Source organism: Fibrobacter sp. (assembly GCA_012523595.1).
Lineage (GTDB): Bacteria > Fibrobacterota > Chitinivibrionia > Chitinivibrionales > Chitinispirillaceae > JAAYIG01.
Map to the genome: position 1 here is coordinate 33,855 of JAAYIG010000158.1, position 15,388 is coordinate 49,242.

General features: G+C 43.9%; 12 protein-coding genes. 9 read left to right on the forward strand and 3 right to left on the reverse strand.

Annotated elements, in window-relative coordinates:
- Window positions 1-11 precede the first annotated feature (11 nt).
- The 6 genes from hemB to GX089_10660 all read left to right on the forward strand — a co-directional run bounded on the left by hemB (window position 12) and on the right by GX089_10660 (window position 6,368).
- Window positions 12-983: a porphobilinogen synthase gene (hemB, locus tag GX089_10635; protein NLP02942.1), complete on the forward strand. Its 972-nt coding sequence runs from the start codon at window positions 12-14 to the stop codon at window positions 981-983.
- Window positions 984-1,109: 126 nt separating this feature from the next.
- Window positions 1,110-2,252, forward strand: a complete 1,143-nt coding sequence (locus GX089_10640) for a glycosyltransferase family 4 protein (protein NLP02943.1) — start codon at window positions 1,110-1,112, stop codon at window positions 2,250-2,252.
- A gap of 79 nt (window positions 2,253-2,331) precedes the next feature.
- Entirely contained in the window at window positions 2,332-3,624 is a 1,293-nt protein-coding gene (locus tag GX089_10645) for an NAD(P)-binding protein (GenBank protein NLP02944.1), read from the forward strand.
- 9 nt (window positions 3,625-3,633) lie between these two features.
- Window positions 3,634-4,692: a UbiD family decarboxylase gene (locus tag GX089_10650; GenBank protein ID NLP02945.1), complete on the forward strand. Its 1,059-nt coding sequence runs from the start codon at window positions 3,634-3,636 to the stop codon at window positions 4,690-4,692.
- Between the two features lie 141 nt (window positions 4,693-4,833).
- On the forward strand, window positions 4,834-5,790 hold the full coding sequence (locus GX089_10655; protein ID NLP02946.1) for a glycoside hydrolase family 32 protein: 957 nt from the start codon (window positions 4,834-4,836) through the stop codon (window positions 5,788-5,790).
- Window positions 5,791-5,807: 17 nt separating this feature from the next.
- Window positions 5,808-6,368, forward strand: a complete 561-nt coding sequence (locus GX089_10660) for a UbiX family flavin prenyltransferase (protein NLP02947.1) — start codon at window positions 5,808-5,810, stop codon at window positions 6,366-6,368.
- Between the two features lie 142 nt (window positions 6,369-6,510).
- Here GX089_10660 and GX089_10665 read toward each other — a convergent pair whose 3' ends face one another.
- Window positions 6,511-7,644, reverse strand: coding sequence for a hypothetical protein (locus GX089_10665; GenBank protein ID NLP02948.1), 1,134 nt, complete (start codon window positions 7,642-7,644; stop codon window positions 6,511-6,513).
- A gap of 274 nt (window positions 7,645-7,918) precedes the next feature.
- On the opposite strand from GX089_10665, the gene GX089_10670 reads away from it, so the two are divergent.
- A complete protein-coding gene (locus GX089_10670; protein ID NLP02949.1) occupies window positions 7,919-9,532 on the forward strand; it encodes an FAD-dependent oxidoreductase in 1,614 nt (537 codons plus the stop codon).
- 35 nt (window positions 9,533-9,567) lie between these two features.
- Window positions 9,568-10,764: a polysaccharide pyruvyl transferase gene (locus GX089_10675; GenBank protein ID NLP02950.1), complete on the forward strand. Its 1,197-nt coding sequence runs from the start codon at window positions 9,568-9,570 to the stop codon at window positions 10,762-10,764.
- Between the two features lie 34 nt (window positions 10,765-10,798).
- Here the strand turns inward: GX089_10675 and GX089_10680 are convergent, their stop codons facing one another.
- Window positions 10,799-11,908 carry a hypothetical protein gene (locus tag GX089_10680; protein NLP02951.1) on the reverse strand — a complete coding sequence of 370 codons (1,110 nt, stop codon included), beginning with the start codon at window positions 11,906-11,908 and terminating at the stop codon, window positions 10,799-10,801.
- An 806-nt stretch (window positions 11,909-12,714) separates the two neighbouring features.
- Between GX089_10680 and GX089_10685 the strand changes: the two genes are divergently transcribed.
- Complete coding sequence (locus GX089_10685; GenBank protein NLP02952.1) at window positions 12,715-14,304, forward strand: hypothetical protein; 1,590 nt, start codon at window positions 12,715-12,717, stop codon at window positions 14,302-14,304.
- 35 nt (window positions 14,305-14,339) lie between these two features.
- Here GX089_10685 and GX089_10690 read toward each other — a convergent pair whose 3' ends face one another.
- Entirely contained in the window at window positions 14,340-14,657 is a 318-nt protein-coding gene (locus GX089_10690; protein NLP02953.1) for a hypothetical protein, read from the reverse strand.
- Window positions 14,658-15,388 lie beyond the last annotated feature (731 nt).

Consider the following 15,388-nt stretch of genomic DNA (forward strand, 5'->3'; position numbering starts at 1 on the left):
CGGGAGGAGATATGGCTTTTCCGGTTCAGCGTCCGAGGCGTCTGCGCAGAAATGAGACTATCCGCAGTATGGTCAGGGAGAACTGTCTTTCACCATCAAACCTTATTTATCCTCTCTTTGTAGTGCATGGAAAGGGTGTTCGCAGAGAGATTGAGGCGATGCCGGGGAGCTATCATTTCTCGGTGGATAAACTTGGTGATGAGGTAAAGGAGATTTCGGACCTGGGGATTCCGGCAGTCCTACTCTTTGGTATACCAAAGAGCAAGGACCCGATGGCATCGGAGGCTTATGCATCCGATGGTATAGTGCAGAGAGCTATACAGGAGATAAAGAGCAGGAGTCCGGAGACAGTTGTAATCACCGATGTCTGTCTTTGTGAGTATACAGAGCATGGGCATTGTGGTATCGTGGAAAACGGTTATCTCGTAAACGACAAATCGCTTGAGCTTATCGAAAAGGTGACTCTTTCCCATGCCATGGCTGGTTCCGACATGATGGCTCCTGCGGCAATGCTAGACGGGCAGATAAAGGCGATGAGAACTGTTCTGGATCAGAACGGATTTTCCGAGAGGGCGATAATGGCCTATTCTGTCAAGTACGCATCAAGACTCTACGATATCTTCTTCAAACACGGTACCGGCGGGGTTCTGGCCTTTGGTGACAAGAAGACTCATCAGATGGATTTCGCCAATTCCGATGAGGCTGTAAGGGAGATAGCGCTCGATATCGAGGAGGGTGCGGACATAGTGATGGTGAAGCCAGCGATGTTTTATCTCGATATAGTTTACCGGATCTCCACAGGTTTCAATGTCCCTCTTGCCGTTTACAATGTAAGCGGAGAGTATGCGATGATCAAGCAGGCTGTGAAAGCCGGGCAGGTTGATGACAATGAGATTCAGAGGGAGATTATGACTGCTTTCAGGCGTGCGGGAGCGGATCTGATTATAACGTACCATGCCAGGGAGATTGCGCGCCTCCTTTGATCCTGAATTGCATGATAATAGGGTTATCCTGGTAATAAAGAAGAAAGAAGTATTCGATTGTTGTAAGTAAAAAAAATAAACAGTTCAGATACGATGTCTGATTAATGTCTGGGGGACTTACCTTTTATGGAAAAAATGAAGATAGTGCATGTTTATAAATCATTTAATGTTTACAACGGATTAATAGAGATACTCACGATTCTGGCGCAGAACCTGGATCATGCGCGTTATGAGCTGGGTGTATGTGTTTATGAATACCAGGAAAACTCTTTCGGGAAGAGGTTTGAGGAGCTTGGAGGGAAGATTTTTAATCTTAACGTGCCTCAGAAACTCTACAACGAGCCCCGGGGGATTTTTGCTCTCTACGATTTTTTCAAGAAGTACAAGCCTCATGTGGTTCAGACTCACGTACTGAAGGCAAACCTTTACGGTACGATGGCCGCCCGTATGGCAGGGGTGCCTGTAGTGGTGGCAACTGAGATGACTCTTAAAAACATAGCCCATTCTCCTTTGTCTCGTTTCCGTGACAGCCTCATGCAGCCTCTGGCCGGCTATTTAATTGATCGTGCCGACAGGTTCATGGTTACCTCCAACTTTATCAAACAGGAATGGCTCAACTCAGGGAACGGGGGGCATTTTGAGGTGATATATCCTCCTTTCAACCTGGAAAAGTATGATGAGGCGGTAAGGGCTCCCCGCAAAATTACACCATCATTGGGGAAGAGAATCGGCTTTGTGGGGAGGCTTTCGGAGGAGAAATGTGTCAATGTTCTTCTCGATGCCATGCTGGAGGTTTCGAGAAAGATTTCGGATGCGGATCTGACAATTGTGGGAACCGGGCCTGAGGAGGAGGTGTTAAAAGAGCACTGTTCGAGGCTTGGTCTTGGTGGAAGGGTGTCCTTTACAGGGTACAAATCCAACTCTTTTGAGGCTTTAAGGGATATGGATCTTTTTGTCCTTCCATCAAGAACCGAGGGGTGTCCCATCGTGATACTGGAGGCCATGGCAATGGGTCTTCCGGTGGTGGCTACAAATGTGGGCGGTAACCCGGAGCTTTTGGAGGACGGGGTGACCGGTATTCTGGTTCCTCTGGGGGACAGCAGGATGATGGCTGATGCGATAATAAAGCTTATCAGCAATAATGAGCTGGCAAGACAGATGGGACAGAATGGAAGAAAGAGGGCTTTCTCCAATTTCCATCCGTCATCATTTACAAGCAAACTCCAGATTCTTTATCGTCAACTCTACGATGAGAAGAAGAAAAGTTAGCTTTTGTTTTTCAGGTCTTTCTGTTCGACGTGTATATGAGAAGTAACATAGACGAGAAGTGAAAGGATCTGCTTCAGTCATGAAGAATGTGGTTATTATAGGATGCGGATTGGCGGGACTGGGAGCCGCATGGAGGCTTGAGAAAGAGGGTGTTGATCCGATTATTTTCGAGATGGAATCCAGACCGGGTGGATTATGCAGGACAGAGAGGGAAGGGGATTTTTTCTTTGACTATACTGGTCATCTTCTTCACTTTCGCAACGATATCTTTCAAGATCTCGTTTTTTCTCTCATGGGTGAGAAACTCAATAAAAGAAACAGAAGCGCATGGATCTATTCCAAGAATGTGTATACCAGGTATCCTTTTCAGGCAAATCTCTACGGGCTTCCCGTTGATGTGGTGGTAGAGTGTATATACGAGTACAGTAAGCAGTATTTCAGTGGATCCAGTGGGGATGCCGCCTCTTTCGGGGACTGGATTGAAATGCATTTTGGAAAGGGAATCGCAGAGCATTTCATGATTCCTTACAACTCCAAGCTCTACAGGCGTCATCCCGCAGAGATGACCCCTGATTGCACAGGACGATTTGTTCCCAGTTCTGATCTCAAGCTTCTTCTTAAGGGGGCATTAAGTGATAATTCGGGGTCTCTGGGATACAACACCGAGTTTTATTATCCTGATAAAGGTGGAATCGAAACGCTTGTCGGGGCTTTATGTACCGGAAAGAAAATAAACCTTGGTGAGAAAGTTACCAGGATTGACACTGAGAGGCGCAAGGCCTATACGTCTTTGGGTCAGGAGGTTTCATTCGATGGGATAATCTCCACTCAGCCGCTTCCGGAGCTTGTGGTATCGATGGGGGATGGGGGGGATCTCAGGGAGAGAGTGTCGGAGCTGAAACATGTTTCAGTGTTAAATGTAAATGTTGGCGTGAGAGGGAGTCTTGGTGAGCGGCACTGGGTTTATGTGCCTGAGGAGGAGTTTTTGTTTCACCGGATAGGATTCACCCATAACTTTTCGGATCACATGGCTCCAGAGGGGTGCAGTTCAGTTTATCTGGAGATCTCCTATGATCCTGTAATGGGGATAGATCGTGGGGCAACTGTTGAGAGATGTATTGAGGATATGAGGAGAATGGGACTTATTTCCGGTAAGGACGATATTGAGGCTGTTAATATAATAGACATTCCCTATGCGTATGTAATATTTGACAATCGCAGGGTAAAGGCGCTTGAACATATAAGAGGGGCTCTGGAGAGCATCGGGATCTATTCAGCGGGGCGTTTTGGTTCCTGGGAGTATCTCTCGATGGAGGATGCGTTCATGGATGGATGGGCTGCGGCTGAGAAGATGTTAAAGAGCAGAGGGTGACCTGGAAAAATGGAGCTTCGGAAGTTTATTGATATTCTCGATAAGCATGGTTTTTTAAAGCGTGTAAAGAGGAGTGTTGATTGGAAATATGAGATCGGGGAGATTGCCCGCAACGAAAAGGGTACTCCTTTGCTATTTGAAAATATACGTGACTATCACGGTTTCCGTCTCTTCACTGGCGGGATGGCATCACTGCCTTTTATGGCGCTTGCATTGGGGATGGAGCCTGGGTTCTCCAGGGGAGGTTTTATCCGGGAATTGAAGAGGAGGAGTAAGAGTACTCTGCGACCGGAAATCTCTGAGTTTACCGGAGATTATAAAAGTTGGAGTGGCGGGAAGGTGAATCTTTTTGATCTTCCTGTGCCCTGGTGGAGCAGAGAGGATGGGGGGAGGTATATCGGGACCTGGCATATCAATGTGAGCAAAGATCCTGTGACCGGATCTTCTAATGCTGGAGTCTACAGGATGCAGATAGTCGGGCGGAATCAGACGACAGTGAGTGTTTCTCCGCGGAGTCATCTTGCTTTACATATGGCTGAGGCGGAGAGTCGTGGAAAGGATCTTGCTTTTGCTGTGGCTATAGGTGCTCCCGAGTCGGCAGTGTTGGCTGCTGCAGCCGGAGTTCCCTATGGAAGCGATGAGTTTATGCTGGCGGGAGGATTTACGGGTGAGCCTCTGAGGCTTGCACGGTGCGGGAGTGTTGATCTGGAAGTTCCTGCTGATTCGGAAATCGTACTGGAAGGGTATGTAAAGAGGGGAGTGAGAGTGCAGGATGGGCCATTCCTTGATTATGCAGGAATTCCCAGTGTAAACAAGAATGCTTTTCTCTTTGAGGTAAAGAGGGTGAGTATACGTGAAGGGACGTTCTTCAGGGGTATGTCTGTGGGAGCAGCGGGTGCTGAAGACCATCAGATTTTCTCAGTTCTCTCCAGTCTGGGGATGACGGATTTTCATGGTTCAGCTTTGCGTCAATTGGTCCAGAATTTTCTCTTGAAAAGCAGGTTGTTCACACTTTTTCAGTATTCCGGGCGGGCAGGCAAGCTTTTTAATAAAAGTTCTTTAACATAGTTCAAATCATACCCGACGTTTTGATACCGGGGGTCAGTATCGGAATCGGCATCGGATTTTTCATTACATAATATCTGGAAGTTCAGGCAAATATGGTCAAAAAATATGTTTCACCAGTTAGAATCAAGGAAGTATAAACTTATGAAAATCAAGGTCCTGATTGCAGTGGCGTTTCCAGTTTTTCTGGCTGCAGGCGGGCTTGCTTTAAAGCACCCGGTTTCTTTTTCAAAGGAGAATATCTGGGCAATTGGCATCTTTGAGGGAACATCACCACTTGAGGTTATGGAGCCCGGGTCGATTAAAAATCCGTTAATCAGAGCCTCCGATATTACAGATATTAAAGCTTCTTTTGTTGCTGATCCTTTTATGTTTCGCAGGGATTCGACATGGTATATGTTCTTTGAGGTTTTGAATGCTCTTGACGGAAGGGGTGATATTGGTCTGGCGGTCAGCAGGGATGGTTACAAATGGGAATACAGCAAGATAGTGCTCGACGAACCATTTCATCTTTCCTACCCCTATGTTTTTGAGTGGGATGGCGAGATTTATATGATTCCGGAGAGTGCCACCGCCAGGCATTTACGTCTTTACCGTGCAGTTGATTTCCCTGGTCGCTGGGAATTTCTCTGGACTCTGCTGGAGGGTGAGTTTGGTGACCATGGGATATTCAGGCATGAAGACAGGTGGTGGCTTATGGCCGGGGCGGACCCTTACCGTAACAATTCTTTGCGGTTGTATTATACCGATGATCTTCGCGGTGCATGGAAGGAGCATCCGATGAGTCCGATAGTGAAAGATGATGCAAATATCGCAAGACCGGGTGGAAGGATTATAATGCACGAGGGGAAGATTTATCGATTGGCTCAGGATTGTGATCCAACTTACGGTAAGTCGCTTAACGCCTTTGAGATTACCAGGTTATCTACTACCGAGTATGCAGAAAAGCCCTGGAAATCTAATCCGGTGTTGTCCAATGGGAGGTCGGGCTGGACAAGTCATGGGATGCATCATCTTGACGCACACAAAACCGGTGACGGTAAATGGATCGCGTGTATAGACGGTTATGTAAGGCAGCTTGTTGTGAGGATCAATTTTTGACGCCGGGACTGCAGAAGATGAAAAGAATCCTGTTGGGCATTACCGGTGCATCGGGAGTGATCTATGGCATAAGGTTCCTTGAGCTTTTAAGAGGCCGTGCTGAAGTTCACCTTATTATCACCGATGCTGCTGAGGAAGTAATCAGGCTGGAAACAGGTCTTGACAGATTATCAGTAGAGAAATATGCTGATTACAAATACAGTAATAATGATCTGTCTGCACCTGTGGCAAGTGGATCATATAAGTTTGATATAATGGTTATTCTTCCATGTTCAATCAAGAGTCTTTCTGCCATTGTAAATTCATATACGGATACTCTTCTTGCGCGTGCTTCAGATGTAGCTTTGAAGGAGTGCAGGGGGCTTGTGTTGTGTGTACGGGAGATGCCTTTCCACAGGGGACATCTTGAGCTTATGCTCAGGGCTGCATCGATGGGTGCTGTAATCTGTCCTCCCGTACCCGGTTTTTATGGAAATCCCGGATCTGTTCAGGATATTATCGATTTTGTGGTTGGAAAGGTAATGAATCTTATTGGTGTAGAGCAGGATATTTTACAGCCATGGGGCAGTATTGGGTAGTTTCAAATTGGATGATTTCTGGGTTTCTGTTTTGTGTGGATGATGTTGGCTGGTTTTTACACATAGGTATTGCAACATGCTCCTGTCTGTTCTGGTCTTCCGGACTGAGTTCCCCAAAGCAACATCACAATAAACAAGAAAATCAAGAGCTTTTTATAATTTTCTCAATTACTTCATTGCTAAGCCCTGTAAGATCATGGATTGATTGCAGGTTTATCCCTTTAAGAGTCATTCGCCGGACTATTTTATAAACCAGTTTTTCTTCCTGCTTGATTTCTGCATCCTTTTGTTCAATCACAGCATCCTTCTGTTCAATCACAGCATCCTTCTGTTCAATCACAGCATCTTTTTGCTCAATTACTTTCTTTAATTCTCTCTCCTTTTCCAAACGCCCTTCCAAACGCCCTTCCTCACGTCCTTCATCACGAAATCTATCTGCTATTGTTCTCATATATGTCTCACCACCTCTGTGCCCTATCACCACTATATTCCTGAACCGATCTGACATCTCCTCACTGATCACAGATTCCAGATAGGTTAATACCACATACAGATAATCATATTTTTCAGCCTCGACCTCTTCTGATATCCTTATAATTTGAGGTAAAACACCCAAAATCTCCGGACTTCTGCTATACTTAAGGGATAGCAGAAGCATCTTGAGTTTACCTGTTCCTGCATCAGAGGGAGAACTGTCATCTATTTGCTCCGGTTTTAATAGAGATAAATCAAGCATAAAAAAGTGAAAATCCGGAATAACATGATCGGTACCCTCTAGAATTGCGATGTTATCCTTCATGCTATTGTCCATATTACAAGGTCGATCATTACAATGGCAGATCACAATCGGAATTATCAGTGGATAATGACCTTTTATCCCATGTTGATTTTCATGCTGGTCCCAGATCTCCACGATATAGCGTAAAAGCTGGAAATGGATTCTTTTATCCGGAGAACTCTTATGCTCAAAGAGAAGGTATACCCATTGATCGTTTTCCAGAGTTTTTGCACGATAGATTACATCTGAGCGATGTTCCTTAAGTTTTTCATCAACCCAGCTCTCTTTTACAATCTCCAATGTTTTCCAATCGATATGGTTTTGAACGTTTGTTGACAATGCTAAAGAAGAGAGTTTCCTGGCAATGTCAATGTCCTGCATCGACTCATGGAAAAGACGGTCGTGAGGGTGTGGAATATTAAACAAGTCCTGATTGTCATTATTGGGAGCCATATTGCTGTATTCCTCATTGTCTATTTTATTTTGCTCAGGCTTCATTGTTGTTTTCCTGAAAATAATAATGATTACTTCTGTATCGAAGGAAAACATGACTTATCGGAAATAGTTGACATAGAAAAAGAATAATTCCGGATTCCTGCTTTTAGCAGGAGTGATTGTTTCTCCGCATTAGAATATGGCATGCTTCTTGTTGAGAATTTAACTCTGTATTTGGATTATCTGCCATTTTGCGAAATATCACTATTTCATAATAAAAAAAATTCAAAAGTTAGAATCACAGAAACCATTCATCCCCACAAGCAAGGAAAAGACTATGAGATGCAAATACTATTACCCCCTGAAAAAAGATCATGAGTCCAGGACTTACACATCGGATATTTGTATTTATGGAGCTACTGCAAGCGGTATAGTTGCTGCTGTTGAGGCTGCCCGATCAGGAAAAAAGGTTAACCTGGTGGAATTCAGCCGATTTATTGGTGGAATGACAACTTCAGGATTAAGTGCTACCGATATCGGGGATAAGGATGCTATAGGGGGCATCACTCTTGAGTTTCACAAGGAGCTTGGAAACATATATGGTACTGAGGAGCACTGGTTTTTCGAGCCTCATGTTGCTTTGTCGATTCTCCGGGATTGGCTGGAGCGATACAAAGTGAATCTGTATCGTGAACAGAGGCTAATGAGTGTGGAGATGTCACCTGAGAGGCGTATAACCGGTTTGATAACTGAGAGCGGGGATATTTTCAGGGCATCAGTATATATCGATGCGACCTATGAGGGAGATCTTATGGCCGCTGCAGGAGTTTCATATACTTCAGGCCGTGAATCCAATGAGGTCTATGGTGAGGCATTCAGCGGGGTACACCTTGGTTCACCTCATCATAACTTTACCAGATTTGTGGATCCATACCGGATTCCCGGCGATATATACAGTGGTCTGCTTCCTGGAATATGTACATATCCTCCAGGAATTAATGGCGAGGGTGATGATCTAATTCAGGCTTATAATTTTCGCCTGTGCTTGACAAAAAAAGATAACAGAGTTCCCTTCCCCAAGCCTGCCAACTATGACAAATTCAGGTATGCCCTGGCTGAGAGGTATATAAACATGGGAATTTTTGATATATTCGATCTGACAGTTCCTTTACCCGGAGGTAAAGCTGATCACAACAACTGGGGGGCAGTTAACACAGATAATATCGGGAAAAGCCAGGGATGGCCTGAGGGCAGCTATGAGGAGCGTCAGGAGATCTACCAGGATCATCTTGACTATCAGCAGGGACTGTTCTGGTTTTTGTTAAATGATGAACGTCTGCCAAAGAGGGTCCGTGCTATGACTGCAAAATGGGGCCTTGCACCTGATGAATTCACGGATACAGATAACTGGCCGCCTCAACTTTATGTAAGGGAGGCCAGGAGGATGATTTCTGATTATGTCCTTACCGAGTCAGATGTTCTGGGGAAAAATCAGATCGAAGATTCTGTTGGGATGGGTTCTTTTAAAATGGATTCGCACAATTGTAAAAGAATAATAAAGAATGGCCGGACTATAAATGAGGGCAATATCGAGGTGGCTGTTCCTGCTCCGTATTCCATTCCCTATCGCACTTTGAGACCGAAAAGAACTGAATGTGTCAACCTTATTGTGTCTGTATGTATCTCAGCTTCACATGTCGCTTTCTGCTCGATGCGAATGGAGTCAACATTCATGGTTCTGGGGCAATCTGCAGCTGCTGCCGCCGTACTTGCAATTGACAAAGCCGATGCTGTTGTTCAGGACATATCATACAGTGATCTTTACAATAAGCTGATAAGCAATAACCAGTATCTCCGGGAAGCTGAAGCTGGTGCGGAGGAGTATGAGAGAGAGGGGAAAAGAGTCAGAGCTGGTGAACCTCCCATTGACATAAGAAGAATATCCCGGTAGTATAGAACCCGAAAGCAGAACTGGAGTTATCAGATATGGAACCGAACAAACCTGTCAGGATCGGAATAACCGGGTCTTATGGTGGAATGAATATGGGTGATGAGGCGATTCTTCAGTCCATAATCAGCCAGATCCGAAGCTCGATCAAAGCGGAGATTGTCGTTTTCAGCCGGGATCCCGAAGATACTCTAAAAAGGCACAAAGTTGAAAAGTCTATTGCTATCAGAGATCTAAGCAGAAAAGAGTCTGAATTGGAAGTGATGGATCTGGATATTCTCATTGTCGGGGGTGGAGGAATTCTTTTTGATGTAGATGTAAAGGAGTATCTGCGTGAGGCTCAGATTGCCCATGAGAAAGGAATCCCTTTCATGGTTTATGCCGTTGGAGCAGGGCCTCTGAGGGACCCTGAGTCACAGAAGATAGTCAGGGAAGTTCTTGATTACGCTTCTATTGTAACTGTCCGTGACAGGTTATCACGGCGCTTGCTCGAAGATATCGGGGTACACAGGGAGATAGTTGTTACTGCTGATCCTGTGTTTGCTCTGGAGCCAGATGAGACTATCGCTGATATTCTTTCCAATACCGGAATAGTCAGAGGGAGGAAGCTTATTGGAATGTCGGTAAGGGAGCCTGGAAGAGCTGCGCCGGATCTTAAAGTAGAACATTACCATGAAGTTATAGCTAACGCTGCAGATTTCATGATAGAACGCTATGGTGCACAGATAGTCTTTATTCCAATGGAGCGGAAAACTCTATTCGATCTGCATCACTCCTATGCGGTAATCACGAAGATGGTATGGCCGCAGTTTGTCAGTGTACTTGATGCAGAGTACACGCCTTTACAGATAATGTCAATCATGAAGGAACTTGATTTTGTAGTCGGAATGAGGCTCCATTTCCTTATCTTTGCTGCCTTGCAGACCATCCCATTTGTGCCTCTACCTTACTCCGGAAAAATCTCCGGTCTGCTTGAGGAACTGGGGCTCGATATGCCTCCATTTGAAAATATCACTTCCGGCAGGCTTATAACATTTATCGACAGGGCATGGCATTTACGGGAGCAGATACAGAAAAGAACAGTCGAGTTTATATCAGGGCTTAAAAAGCGTGCTCAACAGAACAACACTATACTCATAGAGGAGCTTCGTATACTGGCAGCCAGGAAAGGTCAGGATCCCGATATTATGCCAGCTGTTTTGTCCAGTGTACTACAGAAGAGCGAAGCTGCATAAAAGGGTGTTCTGATCAATCTCTGAGGCGATACCGCTATTTATTTCTTATCATTGCTTTACCGATAATCTTCATGTAGCTGTCATGTTGACATCTAAAAGATGTCTCATCCAGATTGTCAAAGTTAGATACAAGTTTCGCATATTCGGTATCTGTCAAACTGAGCGCCTCCAGTATTCCTGTCTCAAGATTCGGCCCGGGATAGAACAGGGCTATTGGGGTGATGTTTTTTTCAACAGGGAGGTCTGAGGAGACAAGAAGTGGTTTTTTAACAGCAAGGGCCATGCTGGTGGTCGAGGTTATTTTCTTACCCTCATATCTGGAGAAAATTGGAAGAGTTTTGTCGATAAGTGGGAGTAGAAAATGCATGTTGGAAAGGATTCTGAAAAAATTCTTAAAACTCAGGTATTCATCATAAAAATGAAATATTTCAGAAAGCCCATTTTTTTTCACGTTGCCTTTAAGAAAAGAGCCGAACTGGTTTGAGCTGTTTCCAATTATATGTACCTGTATTTTCTGCTTATGCTTTTCAGATAGTCTGCTGACAGATTCGATAAGGCCTGTGTAATTTCTCCGCAGTTCCTCAACGTTTCCCTGCACACCCAGTTTGGGAACAGATGTACAGCCCGAGTTTTCCGGTTTAATATTCCGTGATTTCAGGAATTCATCAAAGAAAACAGGATAGAAGTAGCCGGAATTGGAATCAGGAGAGAATCCTGAGAGGTTCGCAAGTTGTCTGTTGAGGAAGACAGAACCATTGATAGATTTTTCTATTCGGGACTGAATTTTTGAAGAAAGAAGTGATTTTGGCTGGTCCGGAGGCAGATTGTGTACAACCCGGACTACTTGCAGCTTTCTAAAAAAGAGAAGGTATGAATACTGAACTGTTGATCCTTCGAGGGTATTGAAGATAGTAAGGTCGTATTTTTTTCTGCTTATCCGAAAAAGGAACAGAAATAAAGGTTCATTCTTTTTTCTTACAATAAAGTTGACCTTCTTTTCCAGCGATTTCAGGATATCTACATTTCTGGCTTTTTCACTTGTGGCAACAGTGACATTGAAGTTGCTTTCCAGAAGGAAAAGGATCTGGGGGTAGAGAACTTCAAGGTGTTGAAATTTTGGCTCGATTAGAATGATTGAAGGCATAAAGGTCTTACAAAATACATCGGGGAACGGGCTGAATTGTTCAGTAACTAACAGGATTCGTTGAGGTGTAGATTGTTCGACCTAGGAAAGTCCATAAGAAATGGATCACACGAAGTCAGGGTGGACTTCCATATAATTGCGTAGCTTATTTCGACTTTACGGATTGCTTCACAAGAAAAGAAGATCACAGAGATGTCAGCTAAAGAGCAAGTAAGTTTCCAGGTATTTTGAGACTCTTTTGATTTGATATTTTTAAATAGTGCAGGCACTCTTCTCAATTTTAGCCTTCATCGCACCTGTGTACTCAACCCAGGAGAAGATTTGCCTGCACCATGTAAACCGTTCAAATTGGCGCTATTGAATGAACAATGTAAGTATAAAGTCAAGATTTGTGTATAAACAGTTTTGCTGCTTATTTCTGATAACACAGAGACCTCATTTGAATCTGTCTTGAATAAAAGATGTTTGCAAGATACATGCCGGATGATAATGGGGAGTGTAAAACTGGGTAATTGAACTGTTTCGCTGAAGAATATGTGTTTTACTAGTCATTTTTCAGCTAAAAACTGGCAGCCCCAGCAAAGGAATGTCAAAATGGGAAAGGAAATGAGAAAAAATGAGTCCTGGTCCATACCTTGAAATGAAAGAGATAGTTCATCACTGATTAAAAAAAACTGCCCTGTAGTCCATCAAGACTACACTTTTTCCCCTGTAATTATCATCCTGACACACAATGATAAAAAATCCCTTATTCTTTTATATATGCAAAAATTCTGTCCACTCTTACATTTTTAAAGAGGAAAAACATGTTAAAAATCACCAATCCTCATCTCTTCTGTCTGATTCTATTACTCCCTCTCTATTCTCTTTTCTCCGATTCCCTGCTTATAAAAACAATCGACATCAGCAGTGCCGGAAATGGAAAAAGAATGCTTCTGGGTGATATTACCGGAGATGGCTGCCTGGAGATTATAATAATGCAGCCCGATCGCATGGATGACGATCGATATATAGGACATGAGGTAAACTGTCTTACGGCCTTTACTCTCGATGGAACCCGGTTGTGGCAGATTGGAAATCCGGCAAATGGCGCATCTGCAGGCTCCGATATTCCGGCCCAGGTGTATGATATCGATGGTGATGGCTTTAATGAGGTGCTGGCATGCATGAACGGAAAGTTCAGAGTCTTTGATGGGCAAAGCGGGGCCGAGGAATACTCATTTTCCTATCCTCACAAGGATGCTCATGACTGCATCATTATTGCGAATCTCTCCGGAACCGAAAAACCCCAGGATATAATCCTGAAGGACCGTTACAGTCAAATCTGGGCTCTTGACAGAATGGGGAAAGTGCTGTGGACTTACAAGGGCAATACTGGTCATTACCCATGGCCGTATGACTTCGACAATGATGGTTTTGATGAGATTATCTGCGGTTTTGATTACCTGGAAAGCAATGGAAAAAAAATCTGGTCAATGGATCAGAGCGGGCATGCAGACTGTATATGGGTTGGGGATATCGATCAGAATCCATCAAACGGAACCGAGATAGCGGTAGGTGGAAATGATGTTACGGTGTATCATCAGGACGGTACTTTGATGTGGAGAAACAACCAGCCAGTGGAACCGCAAAATATTGCCATAGGTGACTTCCTTCCAGATCAGCCGGGGCTGGAGATAGGAGGTCAGGACCGTATTGACAGAGGATCTCCCGGACGTGAAGCAATATTTGTTCTTTCAAGTACAGGAGAAACAAGCTACTATCAGACACGTTCCGGATGGGGGAGTATCGCATATATGTGTCATAACTGGAATGGTGATGGAACTGATCATCTGATGATCTGGCGGGGTCCGGAACCTCCGGCGCTCTTTGACGGAAAAGTGAAAAAAGTAGCTTCTTTCAATGATGGCTACATGATGACAGGAGATATGAATGGTGATGGCAGGGATGAAATCATAACCTTTACAGAATCACGAGCGTATATTTATGCAAATGGAACAGTTGATTTGTCGAAGGCTGCTTCCGGATGTCCTGCCCCAAGGCCACAGCAGAAAAGGCACTACAATTTCACAAGATACTGGGGCGGAGAATATACACCGCAGAATCTGATCACAGGTACAGAAGTAAGGAGCCTGAAAGGTAAATTTAAAGCCCGCACCTCGAAACCATTCTCATTGTTTGCCAACTCAGGTACACTCACAATCCAGTCACATCTGAACGGAACTGAAAACTGGAAATTCGAGTTTTACACGATTCAGGGCAGATTGATAGGCAGTATCAGGAACTTTAACCGCGGTGTATGCAATGTGAATTTTAAGCGTATCGCTGATGGTGCCTGTATTATGAGGGCTGAAGTTGACAATTCCGTCTTTTTGGAAAAAATCGTGCTCAAATAGTATTAGAATTGCCTTATGGTTTTTTTGTACTTGATCTATACATTATAAAAGATTCCCATCGTAGCCCCGAAGATATTGTGAAGCATGATAATGATAATAATACTGTATGCGGGATGATGATGGTGGGGTGAGGGGGAGGGAAAGAGTTTCTGGCGAACCTTACAATCCCTGCACAATATCAGTGTTGCTGCCATAGAGATGGATATATGAGGTACTGATAAAATGAGTCCTCGCCACCAGGATGGGGCCCCCCAGACGGAGAGCGTGACTGCATAGAGCAGGCCTATAAGAATGCCTGTGAGAAGGAAGATAAGATATCCCAGCATCGCTGAACCGCTGTTTTTTCTTTTCATAAGAGCTGATCCGGCTAATGCCAGGTAGTCGATACTGCAGAGTCTCATCCTTTGAGCAACCACGAGCAAAACATAAGCTACAGATGTACTGATTATCGCTGCTCTCAGAGCGGTTTCAATATTGAAGAGAATAGGGCTGGTCCTTTGATGTGTCTAAAGTTCTATGTTGTTTTTAATACGTATGTAGAATGTAGATAGTGTCTGAAAATTAGGGGACGGACTATTTTTTTGCTTTTAAAAGCGTTTAAGTTCTGTTTAGATTTCATTGATGAAATTTATTGATAAAGGGGAGTGTAGTAGGTGGTTTAGGCGTATTGAAGGTTATCATCGAAAATGTATTTTAGTTAATCCTGTTTTGAAAATGGAAATAAGAAAGTATTCCTTTTAGATTTTCATTTTTTCACCCCGGAGGTGACATAGCGACTAAACGATTTTTCAATTGAACACCTTTTCTCATATCCAGAAATCATCCCCAGATCAACTTAATCAAATTGAGAATTCCCCCTTAAGGCGGTTATCATATTCTTCAATTTCACAAAAAGGAAAAAGAAAGTCCGTCCCCTGCAATTTCATTTTTTCACCCCGGAGGTGACACAGCGACTAAACGATTTTTCAAATTGAACACCTTTTCTCATATCCAGAAATCATCCCCAGATCAACTTAATCAAATTGAGAATTCCCCCTTGAGGTGGTTATCATCTTCTTCAATTTCACAAAAAGGAAAAAGAAAG

Excerpts from the sequence above, each read along its gene's own strand:
- GX089_10660 (NLP02947.1), top strand. The coding sequence starts at position 5,808 with ATGAAAAGAATCCTGTTGGGCATTACCGGTGCATCGGGAGTGATCTAT.
- GX089_10675 (NLP02950.1), top strand. The coding sequence starts at position 9,568 with ATGGAACCGAACAAACCTGTCAGGATCGGAATAACCGGGTCTTATGGT.
- GX089_10650 (NLP02945.1), top strand. The coding sequence starts at position 3,634 with ATGGAGCTTCGGAAGTTTATTGATATTCTCGATAAGCATGGTTTTTTA.
- GX089_10690 (NLP02953.1), bottom strand. The coding sequence starts at position 14,657 with ATGAAAAGAAAAAACAGCGGTTCAGCGATGCTGGGATATCTTATCTTC.
- hemB (NLP02942.1), top strand. The coding sequence starts at position 12 with ATGGCTTTTCCGGTTCAGCGTCCGAGGCGTCTGCGCAGAAATGAGACT.
- GX089_10645 (NLP02944.1), top strand. The coding sequence starts at position 2,332 with ATGAAGAATGTGGTTATTATAGGATGCGGATTGGCGGGACTGGGAGCC.
- GX089_10680 (NLP02951.1), bottom strand. The coding sequence starts at position 11,908 with ATGCCTTCAATCATTCTAATCGAGCCAAAATTTCAACACCTTGAAGTT.
- GX089_10685 (NLP02952.1), top strand. The coding sequence starts at position 12,715 with ATGTTAAAAATCACCAATCCTCATCTCTTCTGTCTGATTCTATTACTC.
- GX089_10640 (NLP02943.1), top strand. The coding sequence starts at position 1,110 with ATGGAAAAAATGAAGATAGTGCATGTTTATAAATCATTTAATGTTTAC.
- GX089_10655 (NLP02946.1), top strand. The coding sequence starts at position 4,834 with ATGAAAATCAAGGTCCTGATTGCAGTGGCGTTTCCAGTTTTTCTGGCT.
- GX089_10670 (NLP02949.1), top strand. The coding sequence starts at position 7,919 with ATGAGATGCAAATACTATTACCCCCTGAAAAAAGATCATGAGTCCAGG.
- GX089_10665 (NLP02948.1), bottom strand. The coding sequence starts at position 7,644 with ATGAAGCCTGAGCAAAATAAAATAGACAATGAGGAATACAGCAATATG.